General features: G+C 61.2%; 12 protein-coding genes and 1 tRNA gene. 9 read left to right on the top strand and 4 right to left on the bottom strand.

Annotation, left to right across the window (positions count from 1 at the left end; translation table 11 throughout):
- The first annotated feature begins 876 nt into the window (after window positions 1-876).
- The 6 genes from M0D69_RS07515 (at window position 877) to M0D69_RS07540 (ending at window position 8,598) form a co-directional block, all read left to right on the top strand.
- Entirely contained in the window at window positions 877-4,305 is a 3,429-nt protein-coding gene (locus tag M0D69_RS07515; RefSeq protein WP_301781427.1) for an Rne/Rng family ribonuclease, read from the top strand.
- A gap of 186 nt (window positions 4,306-4,491) precedes the next feature.
- Window positions 4,492-5,601 carry a GTP 3',8-cyclase MoaA gene (gene moaA / locus M0D69_RS07520; protein WP_301781428.1) on the top strand — a complete coding sequence of 370 codons (1,110 nt, stop codon included), beginning with the start codon at window positions 4,492-4,494 and terminating at the stop codon, window positions 5,599-5,601.
- A 1-nt stretch (window position 5,602) separates the two neighbouring features.
- Complete coding sequence (gene mobA, locus M0D69_RS07525) at window positions 5,603-6,235, top strand: molybdenum cofactor guanylyltransferase MobA (protein WP_301781429.1); 633 nt, start codon at window positions 5,603-5,605, stop codon at window positions 6,233-6,235.
- Window positions 6,236-6,401: 166 nt separating this feature from the next.
- Window positions 6,402-7,712 carry a gephyrin-like molybdotransferase Glp gene (glp, locus tag M0D69_RS07530; RefSeq protein ID WP_301781430.1) on the top strand — a complete coding sequence of 437 codons (1,311 nt, stop codon included), beginning with the start codon at window positions 6,402-6,404 and terminating at the stop codon, window positions 7,710-7,712.
- Between the two features lie 119 nt (window positions 7,713-7,831).
- Window positions 7,832-8,107 (top strand): hypothetical protein, encoded by a 276-nt coding sequence (locus M0D69_RS07535; protein WP_031363462.1) that lies wholly within the window; start codon window positions 7,832-7,834, stop codon window positions 8,105-8,107.
- Window positions 8,107-8,598, top strand: coding sequence for a GNAT family N-acetyltransferase (locus M0D69_RS07540; protein ID WP_301781431.1), 492 nt, complete (start codon window positions 8,107-8,109; stop codon window positions 8,596-8,598). The genes M0D69_RS07535 and M0D69_RS07540 overlap by 1 nt, the downstream gene beginning before the upstream one ends.
- Here M0D69_RS07540 and M0D69_RS07545 read toward each other — a convergent pair.
- From M0D69_RS07545 to pncB, 4 genes are all read right to left on the bottom strand, one after another.
- Window positions 8,595-10,070 (bottom strand): DNA recombination protein RmuC, encoded by a 1,476-nt coding sequence (locus M0D69_RS07545; protein WP_301781432.1) that lies wholly within the window; start codon window positions 10,068-10,070, stop codon window positions 8,595-8,597. The genes M0D69_RS07540 and M0D69_RS07545 overlap by 4 nt on opposite strands.
- Window positions 10,071-10,072: 2 nt before the next feature.
- Entirely contained in the window at window positions 10,073-11,053 is a 981-nt protein-coding gene (locus M0D69_RS07550; RefSeq protein WP_301781433.1) for a D-glycerate dehydrogenase, read from the bottom strand.
- A gap of 9 nt (window positions 11,054-11,062) precedes the next feature.
- Complete coding sequence (locus tag M0D69_RS07555) at window positions 11,063-12,469, bottom strand: sodium:proton antiporter (RefSeq protein ID WP_301781434.1); 1,407 nt, start codon at window positions 12,467-12,469, stop codon at window positions 11,063-11,065.
- 220 nt (window positions 12,470-12,689) lie between these two features.
- Window positions 12,690-13,880: a nicotinate phosphoribosyltransferase gene (gene pncB / locus M0D69_RS07560; RefSeq protein WP_301781435.1), complete on the bottom strand. Its 1,191-nt coding sequence runs from the start codon at window positions 13,878-13,880 to the stop codon at window positions 12,690-12,692.
- A gap of 417 nt (window positions 13,881-14,297) precedes the next feature.
- Between pncB and fdxA the strand changes: the two genes are divergently transcribed.
- The 3 genes from fdxA (at window position 14,298) to M0D69_RS07575 (ending at window position 15,881) form a co-directional block, all read left to right on the top strand.
- A complete protein-coding gene (gene fdxA / locus M0D69_RS07565; protein WP_089159225.1) occupies window positions 14,298-14,621 on the top strand; it encodes a ferredoxin FdxA in 324 nt (107 codons plus the stop codon).
- A 132-nt stretch (window positions 14,622-14,753) separates the two neighbouring features.
- A tRNA-Asn gene (locus tag M0D69_RS07570) sits at window positions 14,754-14,829 on the top strand.
- Between the two features lie 308 nt (window positions 14,830-15,137).
- Window positions 15,138-15,881, top strand: coding sequence for a FadR/GntR family transcriptional regulator (locus M0D69_RS07575; protein ID WP_301781436.1), 744 nt, complete (start codon window positions 15,138-15,140; stop codon window positions 15,879-15,881).
- Window positions 15,882-16,175 lie beyond the last annotated feature (294 nt).

The following is a 16,175-nucleotide window of genomic DNA, read 5'->3' on the forward strand; positions in this document are numbered from 1 at the left end:
GCCGGATGTTGTCAGACTGTACAGGTGCAAGCAGTAAACCGTTATTTTACTTGCGCCCAGGGCCAGTTGCTCACCCGGAAAACGGAGTAACGAGTTGCACGCACGACGATATCGCACGGCAGGGACGGTGCCCACAGGCGCGTTCGGTCGAGTCGATCGTCGACACGGTAACGGATTTTTGGCGATCAAGAATTTTATCGGCGAGAGACGATGAGGGCCGAATTTTTATTCGGCTTCTCCGGATTCGACCCCGGGTATCAGGCAGATATCGAGAAGATATTGGGCGGGTATCAGGTTAGGGTGAACGGAGCATCGCCGCTTGGCCGTTGCGAAGAAAACAAGGGTCCGCTGCAAGCTGCGCTGAAACGGGCGAAGCGTGGCGGACGCTGTAATAAGGCGAGACACCCAACGCGGTTATCAGGCGCTTTGAGCACCTGGGAAACCACAACGGCAGTCTGCTGCAGCTTTGAGAGAGACAGGGCGGTTTTGCTTGTGCGCTACCCGCGCTGAAACCGTCCGTTTGTCCGAGGCTGCGTCAGGAGGCATTCGGCTGCTGCTGGCTGCGCTTCTGGCTCCTCGGTTCTTTTGAAGGACGTCGAGCCGCAGCGCTGTGCCGCTTAAGCCGCCAGCCGTCGATTCACGGCGTGTCAAACCTGTTCGCATGTGCCCAGGGCTTTCTACCCGTCGCGACGTACTTCGTCGCACGCCGGTGGCAAAACCCGATTCAGGCAATTCTCCGAGCCAGATCTCCTGCGCCCAGCGTGCTTTGTGACAACAAACAACAAAGCGCGGCGCGCCCGCCCTCCTGCTTCACGCGACTGACAACCGCGGGAATTCGCTCGATGGGGGCCGGTAGAGCCGCTCTGGAGCCGTCCAATGAAACGCATGCTGTTTAACGCGACGCAGCAAGAAGAATTGCGCGTCGCTATCGTCGATGGGCAAAAACTCATCGACATCGACATCGAAACCGCCGGGCGCGAACAGCGCAAAGGCAATATCTACAAGGGAGTTGTGACCCGCATCGAGCCGTCGCTCGAAGCCTGTTTTGTGAACTACGGCGAAGACCGCCACGGTTTTCTGCCATTCAAGGAAGTCGCCCGCCAGTATTTCAAGGACGGCGTCGACATGCGCTCCGCGCGCATCCAGGACGCGCTGCGCGAAGGTCAGGAACTGATCGTTCAGGTCGAAAAGGAAGAGCGCGGCAACAAGGGCGCAGCCCTCACCACGTTTATTTCTCTGGCCGGGCGTTACCTCGTCCTGATGCCGAACAACCCGCGTGGCGGTGGTGTGTCGCGCCGGATTGAAGGCGACGAGCGTCAGGAATTGCGCGAAACGATGGCGCAGCTCGATTTGCCGGAAGGCATGAGCATCATCGCGCGCACGGCAGGGATTGGCCGCTCGGCTGAAGAACTGCAGTGGGATTTGAATTACCTGATGCAATTGTGGCGCGCGGTGGAAGCGGCGTCGCAAAGCGGTGTGGCCGGCAAGCCGATGCTGATTTATCTCGAATCCAGCTTGGTGATCCGCGCGATCCGCGATTATTTCCAGCCGGATATCGGCGAAATTCTCATCGATACCACCGAGATCCATGACCAGGCCAGCGCCTTCATGGACATCGTGATGCCGGATAACTTGAGCAAAGTTAAGCGCTATCACGACGACGTTCCCCTCTTCTCCCGTTTCCAGATCGAACACCAGATTGAAACCGCGTATTCGCGCACGGTGCCGTTGCCCTCGGGCGGCGCGATCGTGATCGACCACACGGAAGCGCTGGTGGCAATCGACGTGAACTCGGCGCGCTCGACCAAGGGCGCGGATATCGAAGAAACGGCGACCCGCACGAACCTCGAAGCCGCCGATGAAGTCGCGCGCCAGTTGCGCCTGCGCGATCTGGGCGGCTTGATCGTGATCGACTTTATCGATATGGAGTCGGCCAAGAGCCAGCGCGAAGTCGAGCAGCGTCTCAAAGACGCGCTCAAGCACGACCGCGCTCGCGTACAAATGGGCAAGATTTCGCGCTTCGGTTTGATGGAACTGTCGCGTCAGCGGCTGCGCCCGGCGCTGTCCGAAGGCAGCCACGTGACGTGCCCGCGCTGTAACGGCACGGGTCACATTCGCGATACCGAATCGTCCGCGCTGCAAGTGCTGCGGATCATTCAGGAAGAAGCAATGAAGGAGAACACCGCGGCAATTCATTGCCAGGTGCCGGTGGAAGTCACCGCCTTCCTGCTGAACGAAAAGCGTTCGGAAATCAACAAGATCGAGTCGCGCTTCAAGGTCAACGTCGTGTTGATCCCGAACAAGCATCTCGAAACGCCGCATTACAAGCTGGAACGCCTGCGTCACGACGATACCCGTCTGGACGAACCGCGCGCTTCGTGGAAGATGGCCGAAGAAGCGGCGCACGAGCTGGAATCCGAAACGGGTTACAGCAAGCGCACCGAAGAAATCAAGCCCAAGCAGGAAGCGATGGTCAAGGGCATCACGCCGGCATCGCCTGCGCCTAGCGCACCGGTGAGGGTCGCGACTCCGGTCGCAGCGCCTGCGCCGGTGGTGGCTGCGTCAGCTGGCGCGGGCGGGTTTATCGGCTGGTTGAAGAATCTGTTCGGCGTCCAGCCAGAAGTCAAGCCGGCGCCCGCACCGGTCGCAGCGCCCACGCCGGCTCGCCCGGCGCGTGGCGAACGTCCGGAGCGTTCGGGTCAGGGTGGTGAGCGGAACCGCAATCGTCGTGGTGGTGCTGCTTCGCGCGATAGCGCAGCGGCTGCGGGATCTACCACAGCGAGCGCGCCGGGTACGGCGGGTGGCCGTCAAAACCCGCGTCGTGAAGAACGGGAACCGAAGGAAGCACGCGAGCCGCGCGAACCGCGTGGTGGCCGTGAAGGCCGTGAGCCGCGTGAAGCACGCGAAGGTCGCGAACCGCGTGAGGCTCGTGAAGGCCGCGAACCCCGCGAGCAGCGTGAAGTGCGTGAGCCAAGGGAACCGCGTGAACCGCGCGAGACCCGTGAACGCGCACCGGAACGTGCTGAAGCTGCCGATCGCGGCGAACGTCGCGAGCGTGGGGATCGCGCCGAACGAGGCGAACGCCGCAAGCCACAGCCGGAAGCCGCCGTCGAAGCGTTGACACAAGGCGAAACGGTCGTGTCGGAGTTGGTGGAAAACGCGCAATCGGATCAGGAATCGCAGCAAAACGGCACTGCCGAAACGTTGCAGGCCGATCAGGCCAGCGCAGCACGTGAAGGTGAAGAGCGTCGTCGTCGCCGTCGTGGTCGTCGTGGTGGACGCCGTGATCGCGAGGAAGAAGGCGTGACGGCCAATCAAGCCGCCGATGTTGCGGAAAGCGAAGGCAACGCCGACGCCGACGCCGAACGCGCTCAGCCCGGCGTGTTCGATACGGATGCCGATGAAGGCCGCGATTTCGCTCCTGCTGCTAAACCCGTCGAGACGGAACCGGCTGCTCACGCACCCGAGCAAGCACCGGCGCACGTGGCCACGGTCGAGCCGGTTTCGGCCGCCGCGATCAGCGTGACCGAGTTGCCTGAGCCGGTTCGTGTTGCACAAGTTGCACAAGTTGCGCCGGTTGCGCCGGTTGAGACGGCTGCGCCGGTGGAAGCTGTGCCGGTGGAAGCGAAACGCGCCGAAGCGGAAGGTTTTGTCGTGCAGCATGGGGCGCATGAAGTTCATGCAGTCCACGAAACCAGCGCAGCAGTTGCCGAAGCGCCGGCGCCGATCGTCTTCGAAAAGCCGGCGTCACCACGGCCGATCGAAAACCCGTTCGGACCGACGCCGAAGGTAGCGGAGGAAAAGGCCGAAAGTCCTTTCGCCGATACCCCGAAGGCAGCGGAACCCGCGCCCGTCGTCGCAACCGTCGTGGCTCACGCAGCGCCGGAAGCTCAGGTTGCTGAACCGGTGGAAACAGCGCCTGTTGCTGCGACGCCGGCATCGGAGACGGTTTCGTCCATCGCATCGTCTGCGCCGGTTGTCGCAGACACGACCGCACCGGTCGAATCCGAGCCGGTAAAGACGTTCGAGCCGGTGGAAACCGTGGCTCCCGTAGCGGCCGTAGCGCCCGCTCCGGTTGCTCAAGCTGCTCCGGCTCCGGTCGCCCTGAAGGAGGAAGTGCTCAAGCCGATGCTGGATACGGCAGGCCTCGTCTGGGTGAACACCGACGCCGACAAGCTCCGCGCAGCACGCGAAGCCGCGGCCCAGGTGGAAGCGCCGAAGCGCGTCGTGCGCGAACGCAAGCGCCTGCCGCCGCTCGACGCCGCGCCGATGCAGCAAGTAGAAACGGGTAAAGACGCGCACTAACACGTCTGACGTTTGAAAAAGCGCCATGTGACTTCGGTCCGTGGCGCTTTTTTTCATTGGGCCGACACAAAATGCCCGTGAAAAGAAGACGGCAAACCGCCCTAAAACCGCCCTTCCGCTAAAATGAGTTGTTCGAAGTCCATAGCGACCGCTTTACCGCCGCCGCTCGCGAGAAATAAAACGATCATGTCCCGACGCATCATTCCCGTCACCAACGTCAGCGCGATTCCGGATTTCTCCGGCGCCGCCGCGACGCCGACTGGATTGCTCACTGACAGGCTGTCACGCAACTTGCGCGATCTGCGCATATCGGTGACCGATCGTTGCAATTTCCGCTGCGTCTACTGCATGCCGCGCGAAGTTTTCGATAAAAACTACGAATTCCTGCCGCACAGCGCCCTGCTGTCGTTCGAGGAAATCGAGCGGCTGGCAAGCTTGTTCGTCGCGCACGGCGTGGAAAAAATCCGGCTTACGGGCGGCGAACCGCTGCTGCGCAAGAACATCGAATTCCTGATCGAACGGCTGGCGCTGCTGCGCACGCCGGAAGGCCGGCCGCTCGATATCACGCTCACCACTAACGGCTCTGTCCTCGCCCGCAAGGCGCGCTCGCTGAAAGACGCGGGATTGTCGCGGGTGACGGTGAGTCTCGACGCACTCGACGATGCATTGTTTCGCCGCATGAACGACGCCGATTTCGCCGTCGCCGATGTGCTCGAAGGGATCGAGGCCGCGCACGCCGCCGGTCTCGCACCGTTGAAAGTCAACATGGTTGTCAAGCGCGGCACGAACGACGCCGAAATCGTGCCGATGGCGCGTCATTTCAAAGGCAGCGGTACTGTGCTGCGCTTCATCGAATATATGGACGTAGGGGCATCGAACGGCTGGAACATGAGCGAAGTGTTGCCGTCGGCGGAAGTGGTCGCGCGCATCGCCGAGCATTTTCCGCTGCGGCCGCTCGAAGCTCACAACGACGCCGAAACCGCGCAACGCTGGGGTTATGAGGACGGCGGCGGCGAGATCGGCGTCATTTCAAGCGTCACGCGCGCGTTCTGCAGCTCCTGCACGCGCGCGCGCCTCTCGACCGAAGGCAAACTGTATTTGTGCCTGTTTGCCACGTCCGGACACGACTTGCGTGCGCTGATCCGCAGCGGTGTAAGCGATGCCACCGTCGCCACGGCTATCGCCAGGATCTGGGAAGCGCGCACCGACCGCTACTCGCAACTTCGCGGCAGCAACGCGTTGCTCGCTGCCGACCCGGACGCCCCGCGCGTTGAAATGTCATATATCGGCGGCTGACGTGGCCGATGCGCCTGGCAGGTCTATCTCGAAACACGACATCACCGGCGTGGTGTTGGCAGGCGGACGCGGATCGAGAATGGGTGGCATCGATAAAGGCCTGCAGCCGCTCAACCTCGAACCGCTCGCGCTCCATGCGCTGCGACGGCTCAAGCCCCAATGCGACGCGATGCTGATCAGCGCAAATCGCAGCCTGGAAATCTACGCGCAGCTTGGCATGCCCTTCCGGGCAAAGGTCATTACCGATACGTTTCCGGATTTTCCCGGCCCGCTTGCCGGGATATGCGCTGCGTTGCATGCAGCGCAGACCGAATTCGTGCTGTTTGCGCCCTGCGATGCACCTTTCATCGATCCTCATCTGGCCGAACGGCTATCTGAAGGCTTGAGCGCCGGGCAAGCGGATATCGCGATGGCAGCGGTAATCGATGCCGCCGGCGAACGTCATCTGCATCCGGTTTTCGCGTTGCTGCGCGCGTCGCTGGCCGATGATCTCGACGCGTTCATCCGTGTAGGCGAGCGTAAGGTTCGCGCGTGGTACGCGCGCCACAAGGCGGTAGAAGTGACCTTCGCCGACGAGCGTGCGTTTTACAATGTCAACGATTTGCATCAGCTAGCTGATCTCGAGCGCCGCTGAGCATCGGTTCGTTTCTTCGTCTCGTGCTTCGGTTTGCTTCGAGCCTTCGGCTTGGCCAGGGCGCTGCGTCTTGCGACGGCTGTGCCGGCATCCGCGACATGTCTGCCTTTTTCACCCGTCCGCCCGCGGGCTTTGTTTCGCGACTCCGCTCCGTTTCCACCCATCGATGAACACAACCAAGCACTTTTCGAGCTGCGTCGCCGAGTACGATCCGAACGCGCTGCCCGTCGGCGCCGCGCAGGAAATCGTGCGTCAGTGGGCGTTGCCGCGTGGTCGCGTCGAGGTGGAACGCATACGTCTGTTCGACGCGCTCGATCGTGTGCTGGCCGAACACGTTGTCTCGCCAATCAACGTCCCTTCCCACGACAACTCCGCAATGGATGGTTATGCGTTCGACGGCGCAGCGTTGCTGGATGTTTCTGGCGGTAATGAATCGCTTCGGCTGACAGTCGCCGGTACCGCGCTCGCCGGACAACCATTCGAAGGCCGTCCGCTCGCCACGCAATGTGTACGTATCATGACCGGCGCGCTCATTCCACCCGGGTGCGACACCGTCGTGCCGCAAGAACTCGTGCAGCGCGCAGGCGACGCCGTCACGTTCGCCGCATCGGGTATCGAGCGCGGTGCGAATCGGCGGCTCGCGGGAGAAGACCTCGCGCAAGGCCAGCCGGCGTTGCACAAGGGTCGCATTGTGCGGGCGTCGGATCTGGGCTTGCTGGCATCGCTCGGGATTGGCGAAGTCGCTGTACAACGGCGCTTGCGTGTCGCGTTTTTTTCAACCGGCGACGAATTACGCTCAGTCGGCGAAGCGCTCGCGCCGGGTTGCATCTACGACAGCAACCGCTATACCCTCTTCGCAATGCTGCGCCGGATGAACGTGGAGCCCGTGGATCTCGGCATTGTCCGCGACGACCGCGCATCGCTTGAACGCGCATTGCGGCAAGCTACGCAGGACGCCGACGTAGTGATCAGTTCAGGCGGCGTATCGGTAGGCGACGCCGACTTCACGCGAGACCTGATGAACGCGCTCGGCGACGTGGCGTTCTGGAAGATCGCAATGCGCCCCGGCCGTCCGCTCGCGTTCGGCCGCTTGTGGTCGGGCAAGCGTCCGGGCGAAGGCGAATCGGCATTGTTCTTTGGTTTGCCCGGAAATCCCGTTGCCGTGATGGCAACCTTTTATTTCATCGTGCGCGAGGCGCTGCTTGCCATGTCGGGCGCGACGCCGCATTCGCTGCCGTTGATATCGGCCACGAGTTCGCAGCCGATCAACAAGCGCGCCGGGCGCACGGAGTTTCAGCGCGGTATCGCACGCCGCGATGTCACCGGGCATTGGCATGTGGTGACAACCGGGCCGCAAGGCTCGGGCGTGCTGAGTTCAATGAGCGAAGCCAATTGCTTCATTGTCCTGAAGCACGATGCAGGGAATATCGATGCGGGAGACAGCGTGGATATCCTGCCATTCGACGGCCTGATCTAGTTTCAAAAGGCTCTTCGACAACCTGCTTCAAGAACCTGAGCTGCAACGCCGTAATCACTTAAGCGGCCAACGCCGATGGTTCGAACGCATTGCACTATGACTGACGGGGCTTTTCCTTCATGAAAAAACAGATTTCGTTCATCGCGCCGGGACAAACGGCCAAAGCGCTGATTCTCGTGTACCTGACCTTCAGCGTACCGATCGTGCTACTTGGCGTGCTGGTCGCGTTCTTCCGATACGGCTCGGTCGAGCTGAGCACCGTGACAAGCGCGCTGCTGCTCAATGCCATCCTCGGCTTCATCTTGCTGTGGATTGCGTGCCACGCGTACAACTGGGTGGCGTCGCGGTTCGGCGGCATCGAGATCGTTTTGTCCGACGCGCCGGAAGAAGCCTGATGAGCGCCTCGATTCGCACCGCTACCCCGGCCGATGTCGGCGCGATCTTCGCGCTCATGGTCGAGTTGGCCGAGTTTGAAAAGCTGATGCACATGTTCATTGCGACTGAAGCCGGCGTGCATGACGCGCTGTTCGGCGCGCGGCCCTGTGCCGAAGCAATGGTCGCCGAAGAGAAGGGACAAGTCGTGGGCTACGCCCTGTTCTTCCAGAACTACTCGACCTTCCTCGGCAAGCGCGGACTGTATCTTGAAGACCTGTACGTGAAGCCGGCCATTCGCGGCAGCGGGCTCGGCACGAAGATGCTGCGTGCGCTCGCGGCGCTCGCGGTTGAGCGCCAGTGCGGCCGCTTCGAATGGACCGTGCTCGACTGGAATCAGAACGCCATCGGCTTCTACGAGAAGATGGGCGCGACTGTCTTGCCCGACTGGCGCATCGTGCGCATCACCGGCGACGCGCTGGCTACGCTGGCTTCTTCACCCGCTGCAGATTAGGCTTCAGGTTCTTCGCGATCTTCACGTTCTTCGCGTTCATCTCCGAGCAGGTTGGCTGCCTGCTCGCCGGGCAACGCTTCCACGTCGCGCAGTTTCTTGCTCATCTGCCGCGTACGCGTCTCCGCCGACTCGATAGAACGCGTCACCGCCTCAAGCTGCGAGCGCGTCTTCGACAGTACTTCTCCGAACTTCCTGAACTCCGTTTTCACCGCGCCCAGCACTTGCCAGACTTCGCTGGAACGCTGCTCGATTGCAAGCGTCCTGAAGCCCATTTGCAGGCTGTTGAGCAAAGCCGTCAGCGTAGTCGGACCCGTCACACTCACGCGGTATTCCCGCTGCAGAAAATCCGTCAGCCCCGGACGGCGCAGGATTTCCGCGTACAAACCTTCGGTCGGCAGGAACAGTAACGCGAAGTCCGTGGTATGCGGCGGCGCGACGTACTTCTGCGCGATCGTCTTCGCCTCCGCACGAATGCGGCCTTCGAGCGCGCGTGACGCCTCCTCTACTGCTGCCGGATCGGCGCGATCCTGCGCGTCGATCAGACGCTCGTAATCCTCGCGTGGAAACTTGGCATCGATAGGCAGCCACACCGGCCTCGCAACCGCATTCGCGCCACTTTGGCCGGGCGCATCATGACGGCCGGGGAGCTTGATCGCGAACTCCACACGGTCGTTGCTCTGCGGAATGGTTGCGACGTTCTTCGCATACTGGTCCGGCGTCAGCACCTGTTCAAGCAGCGATTCGAGTTGCACTTCGCCCCAGGTCCCGCGCGTCTTGACGTTGGTCAGCACCTTCTTCAAGTCGCCGACACCCGCTGCCAGCGTCTGCATTTCCCCCAATCCGCGATGCACCTGCTCCAGCCGGTCCGACACCAGCTTGAACGATTCACCCAGCCGCTGCTCGAGCGTCGCGTGCAGTTTTTCGTCGACGGTGCGGCGCATTTCTTCGAGCTTCGCCGCGTTATTCGCCTCGATGTCCTTCAGCCGCGCTTCAAGCGTCGCGCGCACTTCGCTCAAACGCCGGTCATTCGATTCCGACATCTGCGCAAGCTGCAGCGTGAGCGTTTCGCCGAAGCGCCTGAGCGCCTGACTTTGTTCGTCGCGTGCGTGCTGGCCTTGCTGCACGTTGGTTTCCGTCAACGTCACCAGTTGCCGGGAGAACCCTTCGAGCTGCGTGTTCTGGAGGCTCGCCATGCTCGTGAGTTGCGTCGCGAGCGTCCGCTGGAATTCAGCGAACGCGGTACCCGCTTCTGTACGCGAGGCGCGGGACGTCTCTGTTATTTCGCTCCGCACATTGCGTTCGAGCCGCTCCTGGGCACGCGCGTGAGCTTCGCCCATGTCGATGATCCGATCGGTCAACGCCTCGAACTGTTCCTCGATATCTGTTTCACGCTTTGGCCGCAACAGCAGGATCAACGCGATCACCAGCGCGATCGCGAGGACGGCGACACCCGCGCTCAACAGCAACAACATGGTCATTTCTTCAGGACTTCCGGATTGATCGGGTTCGGCGGATTACCGGCGCGCGGGCCTTCGCCCAGCGCGGCGATCAGGTTGTCGGCGGCGAGATTGGCCATGGCACGGCGCGTGGATTCGGTCGCACTCGCAATATGCGGCGTCAACACCACGTTGGACACCGTGAGGAAATCGCGATTGAAATTCGGCTCGCCTTCGAACACGTCGAGGCCCGCCGCCGCGATGGTCTTGTTGCGCAAGGCCTGGATCAGCGCGGCGTCGTCGACAATGCCGCCGCGCGCGATATTGGTCAGCGTAGCCGTAGGCTTCATGCTCGCCAGTTCGGCCGCGCCGATGGTGTGGTGATTCTCGGCGGTGTACGGCAGCACGAGCACGACATGGTCGGCGCGCCTCAACAAATCCGCCTTCGATACATACTCGGCGTTCAGTTCCGCCTCGATCTCCGGCGCGACACGCGAACGATTGTGATAGATCACGCGCATGTTGAAGCCGCGCGCGCGCCGGGCGAGCGCCTGGCCAATGCGGCCCATGCCGAGCACGCCAAGAGTTGAGCCGAATACATCCGAGCCGAGAAACGCGTCGTAGGACCACGTGCCCCACTTGCCCGCGCGCAGGAAGTGTTCCGATTCCGCGATTCGCCGCGCCGCCGCCATCATCAGCGCCCAGCCGAAGTCCGCCGTGCTCTCATTCAACACGTCCGGCGTGTTGGTGCCCAGCACACCGTGCGCGTTCAACGCCTGCATGTCGAAGTTGTTGTAGCCGACAGCCATGTTCGACACCACCTTCAGATTCGGCGCGCCTTCCAGGACCTTCGCCGTGACGGGATCGCCCGCTAGCAACGCGCCGTCGCGATCGGCCATGCGGCGCGCGAATTCGTCGGCGGACAGCGGAGCACCCGGGTTGGCATCGACTTCAAAATATTGCCGGAGGCGTTCGATCACGTCCGGGAAAATGGGGCGGGCAACCAGCACTTTCTTCATCGAATTCTCCTAAAAGAACAACCATCCAGTAATCAGGAACAAGGGCAACAAGACGACCGTCGACCAGCCGAGATAGGCAAAGAATCCCGGCATCACGACGCCGCGCGATTCAGCAATCGCCTTGACCATGAAGTTGGGCGCATTGCCGATATAGCTGTTCGCGCCCATGAACACGGCGCCAGCCGAGATGGCCGCGAGCGTGGAGGCGCCGGCCGTCATCAGCGTCGGGGCATCACCGCCCGCGAGGTTGAAGAACACGAGATAGGTCGGCGCATTGTCGAGGAACGACGACAACAAGCCGGTCGCCCAGAAATACGCAATGTCGATCGGCTTGCCGCTTGAATCGGTCACCAGATGCACGATGCCGGCGAACGCACCGTCCGCGCCTGCACGCAGGATCACGATCACCGGCGCGATGGTGATGAAGATAGCGGCGAATAACTTCGCGACTTCCTCGATGGGCGCCCAGTTGAATGCATTCCCGGCGCGCGCGCTTTTCGGTGTCAGCAGCAGCGACAAAAGCGTCACCACGACGAGCAACACATCGCGCACGACGTTCTGCAACGCGACGTGCGTACCGAATACATCGAACTCGATGCCCGGTTTCCACAAGCCGCTCATCAGCACCAGCGCGATAACCGCGGCGAGCAAAACGAAATTGATCTTGCCCTCGACGCTCAACGGCGTTTTCACCTCACCCCGCTGCACCACCTCTTCCTCCTTCGCGTAGTAATAGCGATCGAGCGCGTAGAAAAGCGCCAGCAGAACGACGCAGATGAAGAGCGTGGGCACGGCGAGGTGCACGGTGGTCCAGAAGAAACTCACGCCGTTCAGGAAGCCGAGGAACAGCGGCGGGTCCCCGAGCGGCGAAAGCGCGCCGCCGGCATTGGCCACGAGAAAAATGAAAAACACGACCCTGTGCACGACGTGCTTGCAATGTTCGTTGGCGCGCAGCAGCGGGCGAATCAACAGCATTGCCGCCCCCGTCGTTCCCATGATGCTGGCGAGCACCGTACCGAGCGCGAGCAGTCCCGTATTCAGGCGTGGAGACCCATGCAGGTCGCCATGCAGGCAGATGCCGCCCGCGACGGTGAACAACGCCGTGAGCAAGATGATGAACGGCACGTACTCTTCCAGCATGGCGTGCACGAAGGTCGCGAACGCGGCCGGCGTACCAAAGCCCAGCGCAAAAGGCACGAGGAACACAAGCGCCCAGCCCGCCGATATCTTGCCGAAATGACTGTGCCAGGCGTGCGGCGCGATCAGCGGAATAATCGCGATGGACAACAGAATGCCGGCGAACGGAAGCGCCCATAGAGGAGAGAGCGTGGCGCCATCGAGCGTTGCCCCAGACGCGCTCAAAGGTAACGCGGCAAGCAACGGAGCTTGCCATAACCGTCGGATCGTCATGGACATGTTCATGCGCGATCACAGCCGGTTGCCGCCGTAGCCGAAGCGAGCAGCCGTAAGCGTTGACCTGTTGAGTTTCGGCGTGGTGCCGATGTATGCATGATGCTGTCCTCGTTGGCCTGCGCGTCGATCAAGGACTTGATTATAACGAGCGCTCCCGCTCCAATACCCTAGACCGAACGGCTAACGCGGAGCAGCATCGCCCCTGAAAAAAACCCTGCCTGGGTTATTGTTCTTCCACGGGCTTGGCGATGTCGAACACCTGGCGAAGATAGGCAAGATAAGCCTGGTCCTCGCACATGTTCTTGCCGGGGGAATCGGAGAGTTTGGCCACGGGCTGACCGTTGCAGCGAACCATCTTCATCACGATCTGCAGCGGTTGATAGCCAAGGTCGTTGGTGAGGTTGGTGCCCACGCCGAAAGCGAGCTGGCAGCGGCCGCGAAAACGTTCGTAGAGACGCAGGACCTTCGGGATATCGAGTGCGTCGGAGAACACGAGCACCTTGGTGCGCGGATCACAGCGGTTCTGCTCGTAATGACGGATCAGGCGCTCGCCCCAGTCGAACGGGTCGCCCGAGTCGTGACGGGCACCGTCGAAGAGCTTGCAGAAGTACATGTCGAAGTCGTTCAGGAACGCCTTCATGCCGTAGACGTCAGAGAGCGCAATACCCAGGTCGCCGCGATACTCCTTCGCCCACATCTCGAAGCCGAAGATCTGTGAATCGCGCAGGCGCGGACCGAGCGCCTGGCAGGCCTGGAGGTATTCGTGCGCCATGGTGCCGAGCGGACGCAACCCGTGCTTCATCGCGTAGTAGACGTTGCTCGTGCCCGTGAACTGATCGCCCAGGCCTTCCTTCAGCTTGAGGATGACCTCCTCGTGCCACTGCTTGGAGAAACGCCGGCGGGTGCCGTAATCGGCGATCTTGCAATCGGAGACTTCAGGACGGCCGCCGAGCAACTGGATCTTGTCGCGCAGGCGGTCGCGGCCGGTATCGAAGGTCGGGTCGCGCTGCGTGTTACGGAAATAGACCTCGTTGACGATCGCGAGGACCGGGATTTCGAACAGGATGGTATGCAGCCAGGGCCCGACAACATCAATGTCGATCTCACCGTTCTGCTTCGCCGACGGCTTGATCGTGATGGACTTCTCGTTGAGATGAAAGAGCGCGAGGAAGTCAATGAAATCACTCTTGATGAAGCGCATCCGGCGAAGATATTCAAGCTCGTCTTCCTTGAATCGCAGGTGGCAGAGCTGGCGTATTTCGTCGCGTATTTCATCTATGTACGGCACGAGATCGACCTCCGGCGTGCGGCACCGGAATTTGTATTCTGCGTGTGCCGCCGGGAAGTGATGCAGCACGACCTGCATCATTGTGAACTTGTAGAGATCAGTATCGAGCAGCGAATGGATAATCATGGTTCCAGACGAACGGCTAGGAAAGCGGGCAGAACCGCGGCGTAGAACCGCGGGCGATACCACGGGTAAAACCGAAAACGGACCCGGCACGCCCCGACGCACTGGACACTTCGCCCCCGGCGGCCTCCAGCGCATGTTACCCGAAGTGTCCGCCCGCAGCGCCGCTCCCACCCGTGCGTTGCAAGCCGCACAGGGGTCGCGCAACAGCCCATAAACAAATCACTAAAGGATATAAGGCCTTCTGGATGAGGGTCGCGCTCGAATATACCGGTACGCTACAATATCGGTTTTGGCGCGCAGATTGTGCACAGCCGGGCTGTTCAGCCCCGGATAGAGGCTCCTGGTTCTCTGGTAGAACCTGAGGTCCATGTCGCCGCCCTCGCCGCCGCCCCACGAATTCCGCATGCAGGAGCCTGAATGACTCACGTTGTCACCGAAAGCTGCATCAAGTGCCGCTATACCGATTGCGTGGACGTGTGCCCGGTGGATTGCTTCCGCGAAGGTCCCAATTTCCTCTCGATCGATCCCGACGAGTGCATCGATTGCGCCGTTTGCGTGGCCGAATGCCCGGTCAACGCAATCTATGCCGAAGAAGATGTACCCGGCGATCAACAGCACTTCATCGAATTGAACGCCGAACTCTCGCGCGGCTGGCCGAGCATCACCAAGACGAAGGCGCCGCTGCCTGAGGCCGACGAGTTCAAAGACGTTAAAGACAAGCTTGAACTGCTGGCGCGCTGAGCTGGATGAAGCGCGCGTCGTCGCATCCTTTGCAAGCGCTCGCCCGTTTGTGACTTTTTGAATCGGGATGACCGCAGGGTGTTGACAGGCTAGATTCCCCTCCATATAATTTCATTTCTCTGCTGCAGATGTTCCTCGATAGCTCAGTTGGTAGAGCGCCGGACTGTTAATCCGTAGGTCCCTGGTTCGAGCCCAGGTCGAGGAGCCAAAAAGATTTCAGCTCGAAAAGCCCAATCGAAAGATTGGGCTTTTTGCATTGTGGGCCGCGATTGAACGCAGAATCTGGAACCAGGAGTCTGCGATCGCAGATGCGCCTGACTGCACCGTAGCCATCGATCAATCAGGACAATTGAATATGGTTTCGCAGGTCAACGCAGCAGCCTCTTCACCTCCCCTTCGCAAACATATCCGCCGTCCGCGAGCATCCGGCGAATCTTTAAAATTGATAGTCGTCAGACAACGGTATAATCTCGACTCCATGACATCGCCAAACGGCTGACCCAAGGAGCGTTTCTGATGGGCGAATCCCTCACATCCGTCGTGACACCCCGACGCGCCCGTAATCTCGCGGAGAGCGTGTTCGACTACGTGATCGAACAGATCGAATCCGCCGCGCTGAAGCCGGGCGACAAGTTGCCGACCGAAGCGAAGCTCATGCTGACGCTTGGCGTGAGCCGCACCGTCGTACGCGAAGGCATCTCGCGGCTGCAGGCCAACGAGGTCATCGAAACACGTCATGGCATTGGCAGCTTCGTGCTGGAGCCGCGCCGCGAAAAACTGGGTATCGACATGGTGCCCGCCACCACGCTGCGCGACGTGTTGTCGGTGCTCGAACTGCGCATCAGTCTCGAGACGGAATGCGCCGGGCTCGCCGCGCAACGCGCGCAGCCCGAAGACCTCGTGCGCATGCGGGCAGCGCTCGACGCGATCGAAGCGACCAGCCGCAACGGCAGCGACAGCGTCGCGGCCGATCTCCAGTTCCACATCGCGCTCGCACGGGCGACCGGAAACCGCTATTTCGTCGATATCCTGACCCAGATGGGCACAGCGCTGATTCCGCGCAACCGCATCGATTCGGCGGGCATCGCAAAGGCCGACCCGAAAGCGTATGTCTCGCTCGTCAACCAGGAACACGAAAGCATTCTCGAAGCGATCACGCGACACGACGCCGAAAGTGCACGCGCCGCCATGCGCATGCATTTATCGAATAGCCGGGAACGCTTGCGCCGCGCGAATCAGTCGAGCGAAGCGAACGGCTGAAAGCGCCCTCGCCTTCGCGGCCGTTCCGTGGCAGCCGCTCGCTTGTCCACTAGCCGCGCTGGCGTGCCCCCGCGGGGACGCCAAATGCCCGGACATCGTGCACCGGGCATCCGCGGCCACATTGGCAAGCCCCAGTTCCTCCCATCTTTCCCTGATTTTGATTTTTATTGTCTGACATCGTACTTTCATAAGTATTATTTTTTTGTGCAAAACATGACCAGTTGTGGATGTATCCATTACGATCTCTAACGTTATTCGGGGTTAACACCCATTCTGGCGATCCTCGAACCGATC

Origin of the sequence: Caballeronia sp. SEWSISQ10-4 2 (assembly GCF_030464885.1) — a bacterium.
GTDB lineage: Bacteria > Pseudomonadota > Gammaproteobacteria > Burkholderiales > Burkholderiaceae > Caballeronia.

Excerpts from the sequence above, each read along its gene's own strand:
- M0D69_RS07515 (WP_301781427.1), top strand. The coding sequence starts at position 877 with ATGAAACGCATGCTGTTTAACGCGACGCAGCAAGAAGAATTGCGCGTC.
- moaA (WP_301781428.1), top strand. The coding sequence starts at position 4,492 with ATGTCCCGACGCATCATTCCCGTCACCAACGTCAGCGCGATTCCGGAT.
- glp (WP_301781430.1), top strand. The coding sequence starts at position 6,402 with ATGAACACAACCAAGCACTTTTCGAGCTGCGTCGCCGAGTACGATCCG.
- M0D69_RS07535 (WP_031363462.1), top strand. The coding sequence starts at position 7,832 with ATGAAAAAACAGATTTCGTTCATCGCGCCGGGACAAACGGCCAAAGCG.
- M0D69_RS07540 (WP_301781431.1), top strand. The coding sequence starts at position 8,107 with ATGAGCGCCTCGATTCGCACCGCTACCCCGGCCGATGTCGGCGCGATC.
- M0D69_RS07545 (WP_301781432.1), bottom strand. The coding sequence starts at position 10,070 with ATGTTGTTGCTGTTGAGCGCGGGTGTCGCCGTCCTCGCGATCGCGCTG.
- M0D69_RS07550 (WP_301781433.1), bottom strand. The coding sequence starts at position 11,053 with ATGAAGAAAGTGCTGGTTGCCCGCCCCATTTTCCCGGACGTGATCGAA.
- M0D69_RS07555 (WP_301781434.1), bottom strand. The coding sequence starts at position 12,469 with ATGTCCATGACGATCCGACGGTTATGGCAAGCTCCGTTGCTTGCCGCG.
- pncB (WP_301781435.1), bottom strand. The coding sequence starts at position 13,880 with ATGATTATCCATTCGCTGCTCGATACTGATCTCTACAAGTTCACAATG.
- fdxA (WP_089159225.1), top strand. The coding sequence starts at position 14,298 with ATGACTCACGTTGTCACCGAAAGCTGCATCAAGTGCCGCTATACCGAT.
- M0D69_RS07575 (WP_301781436.1), top strand. The coding sequence starts at position 15,138 with ATGGGCGAATCCCTCACATCCGTCGTGACACCCCGACGCGCCCGTAAT.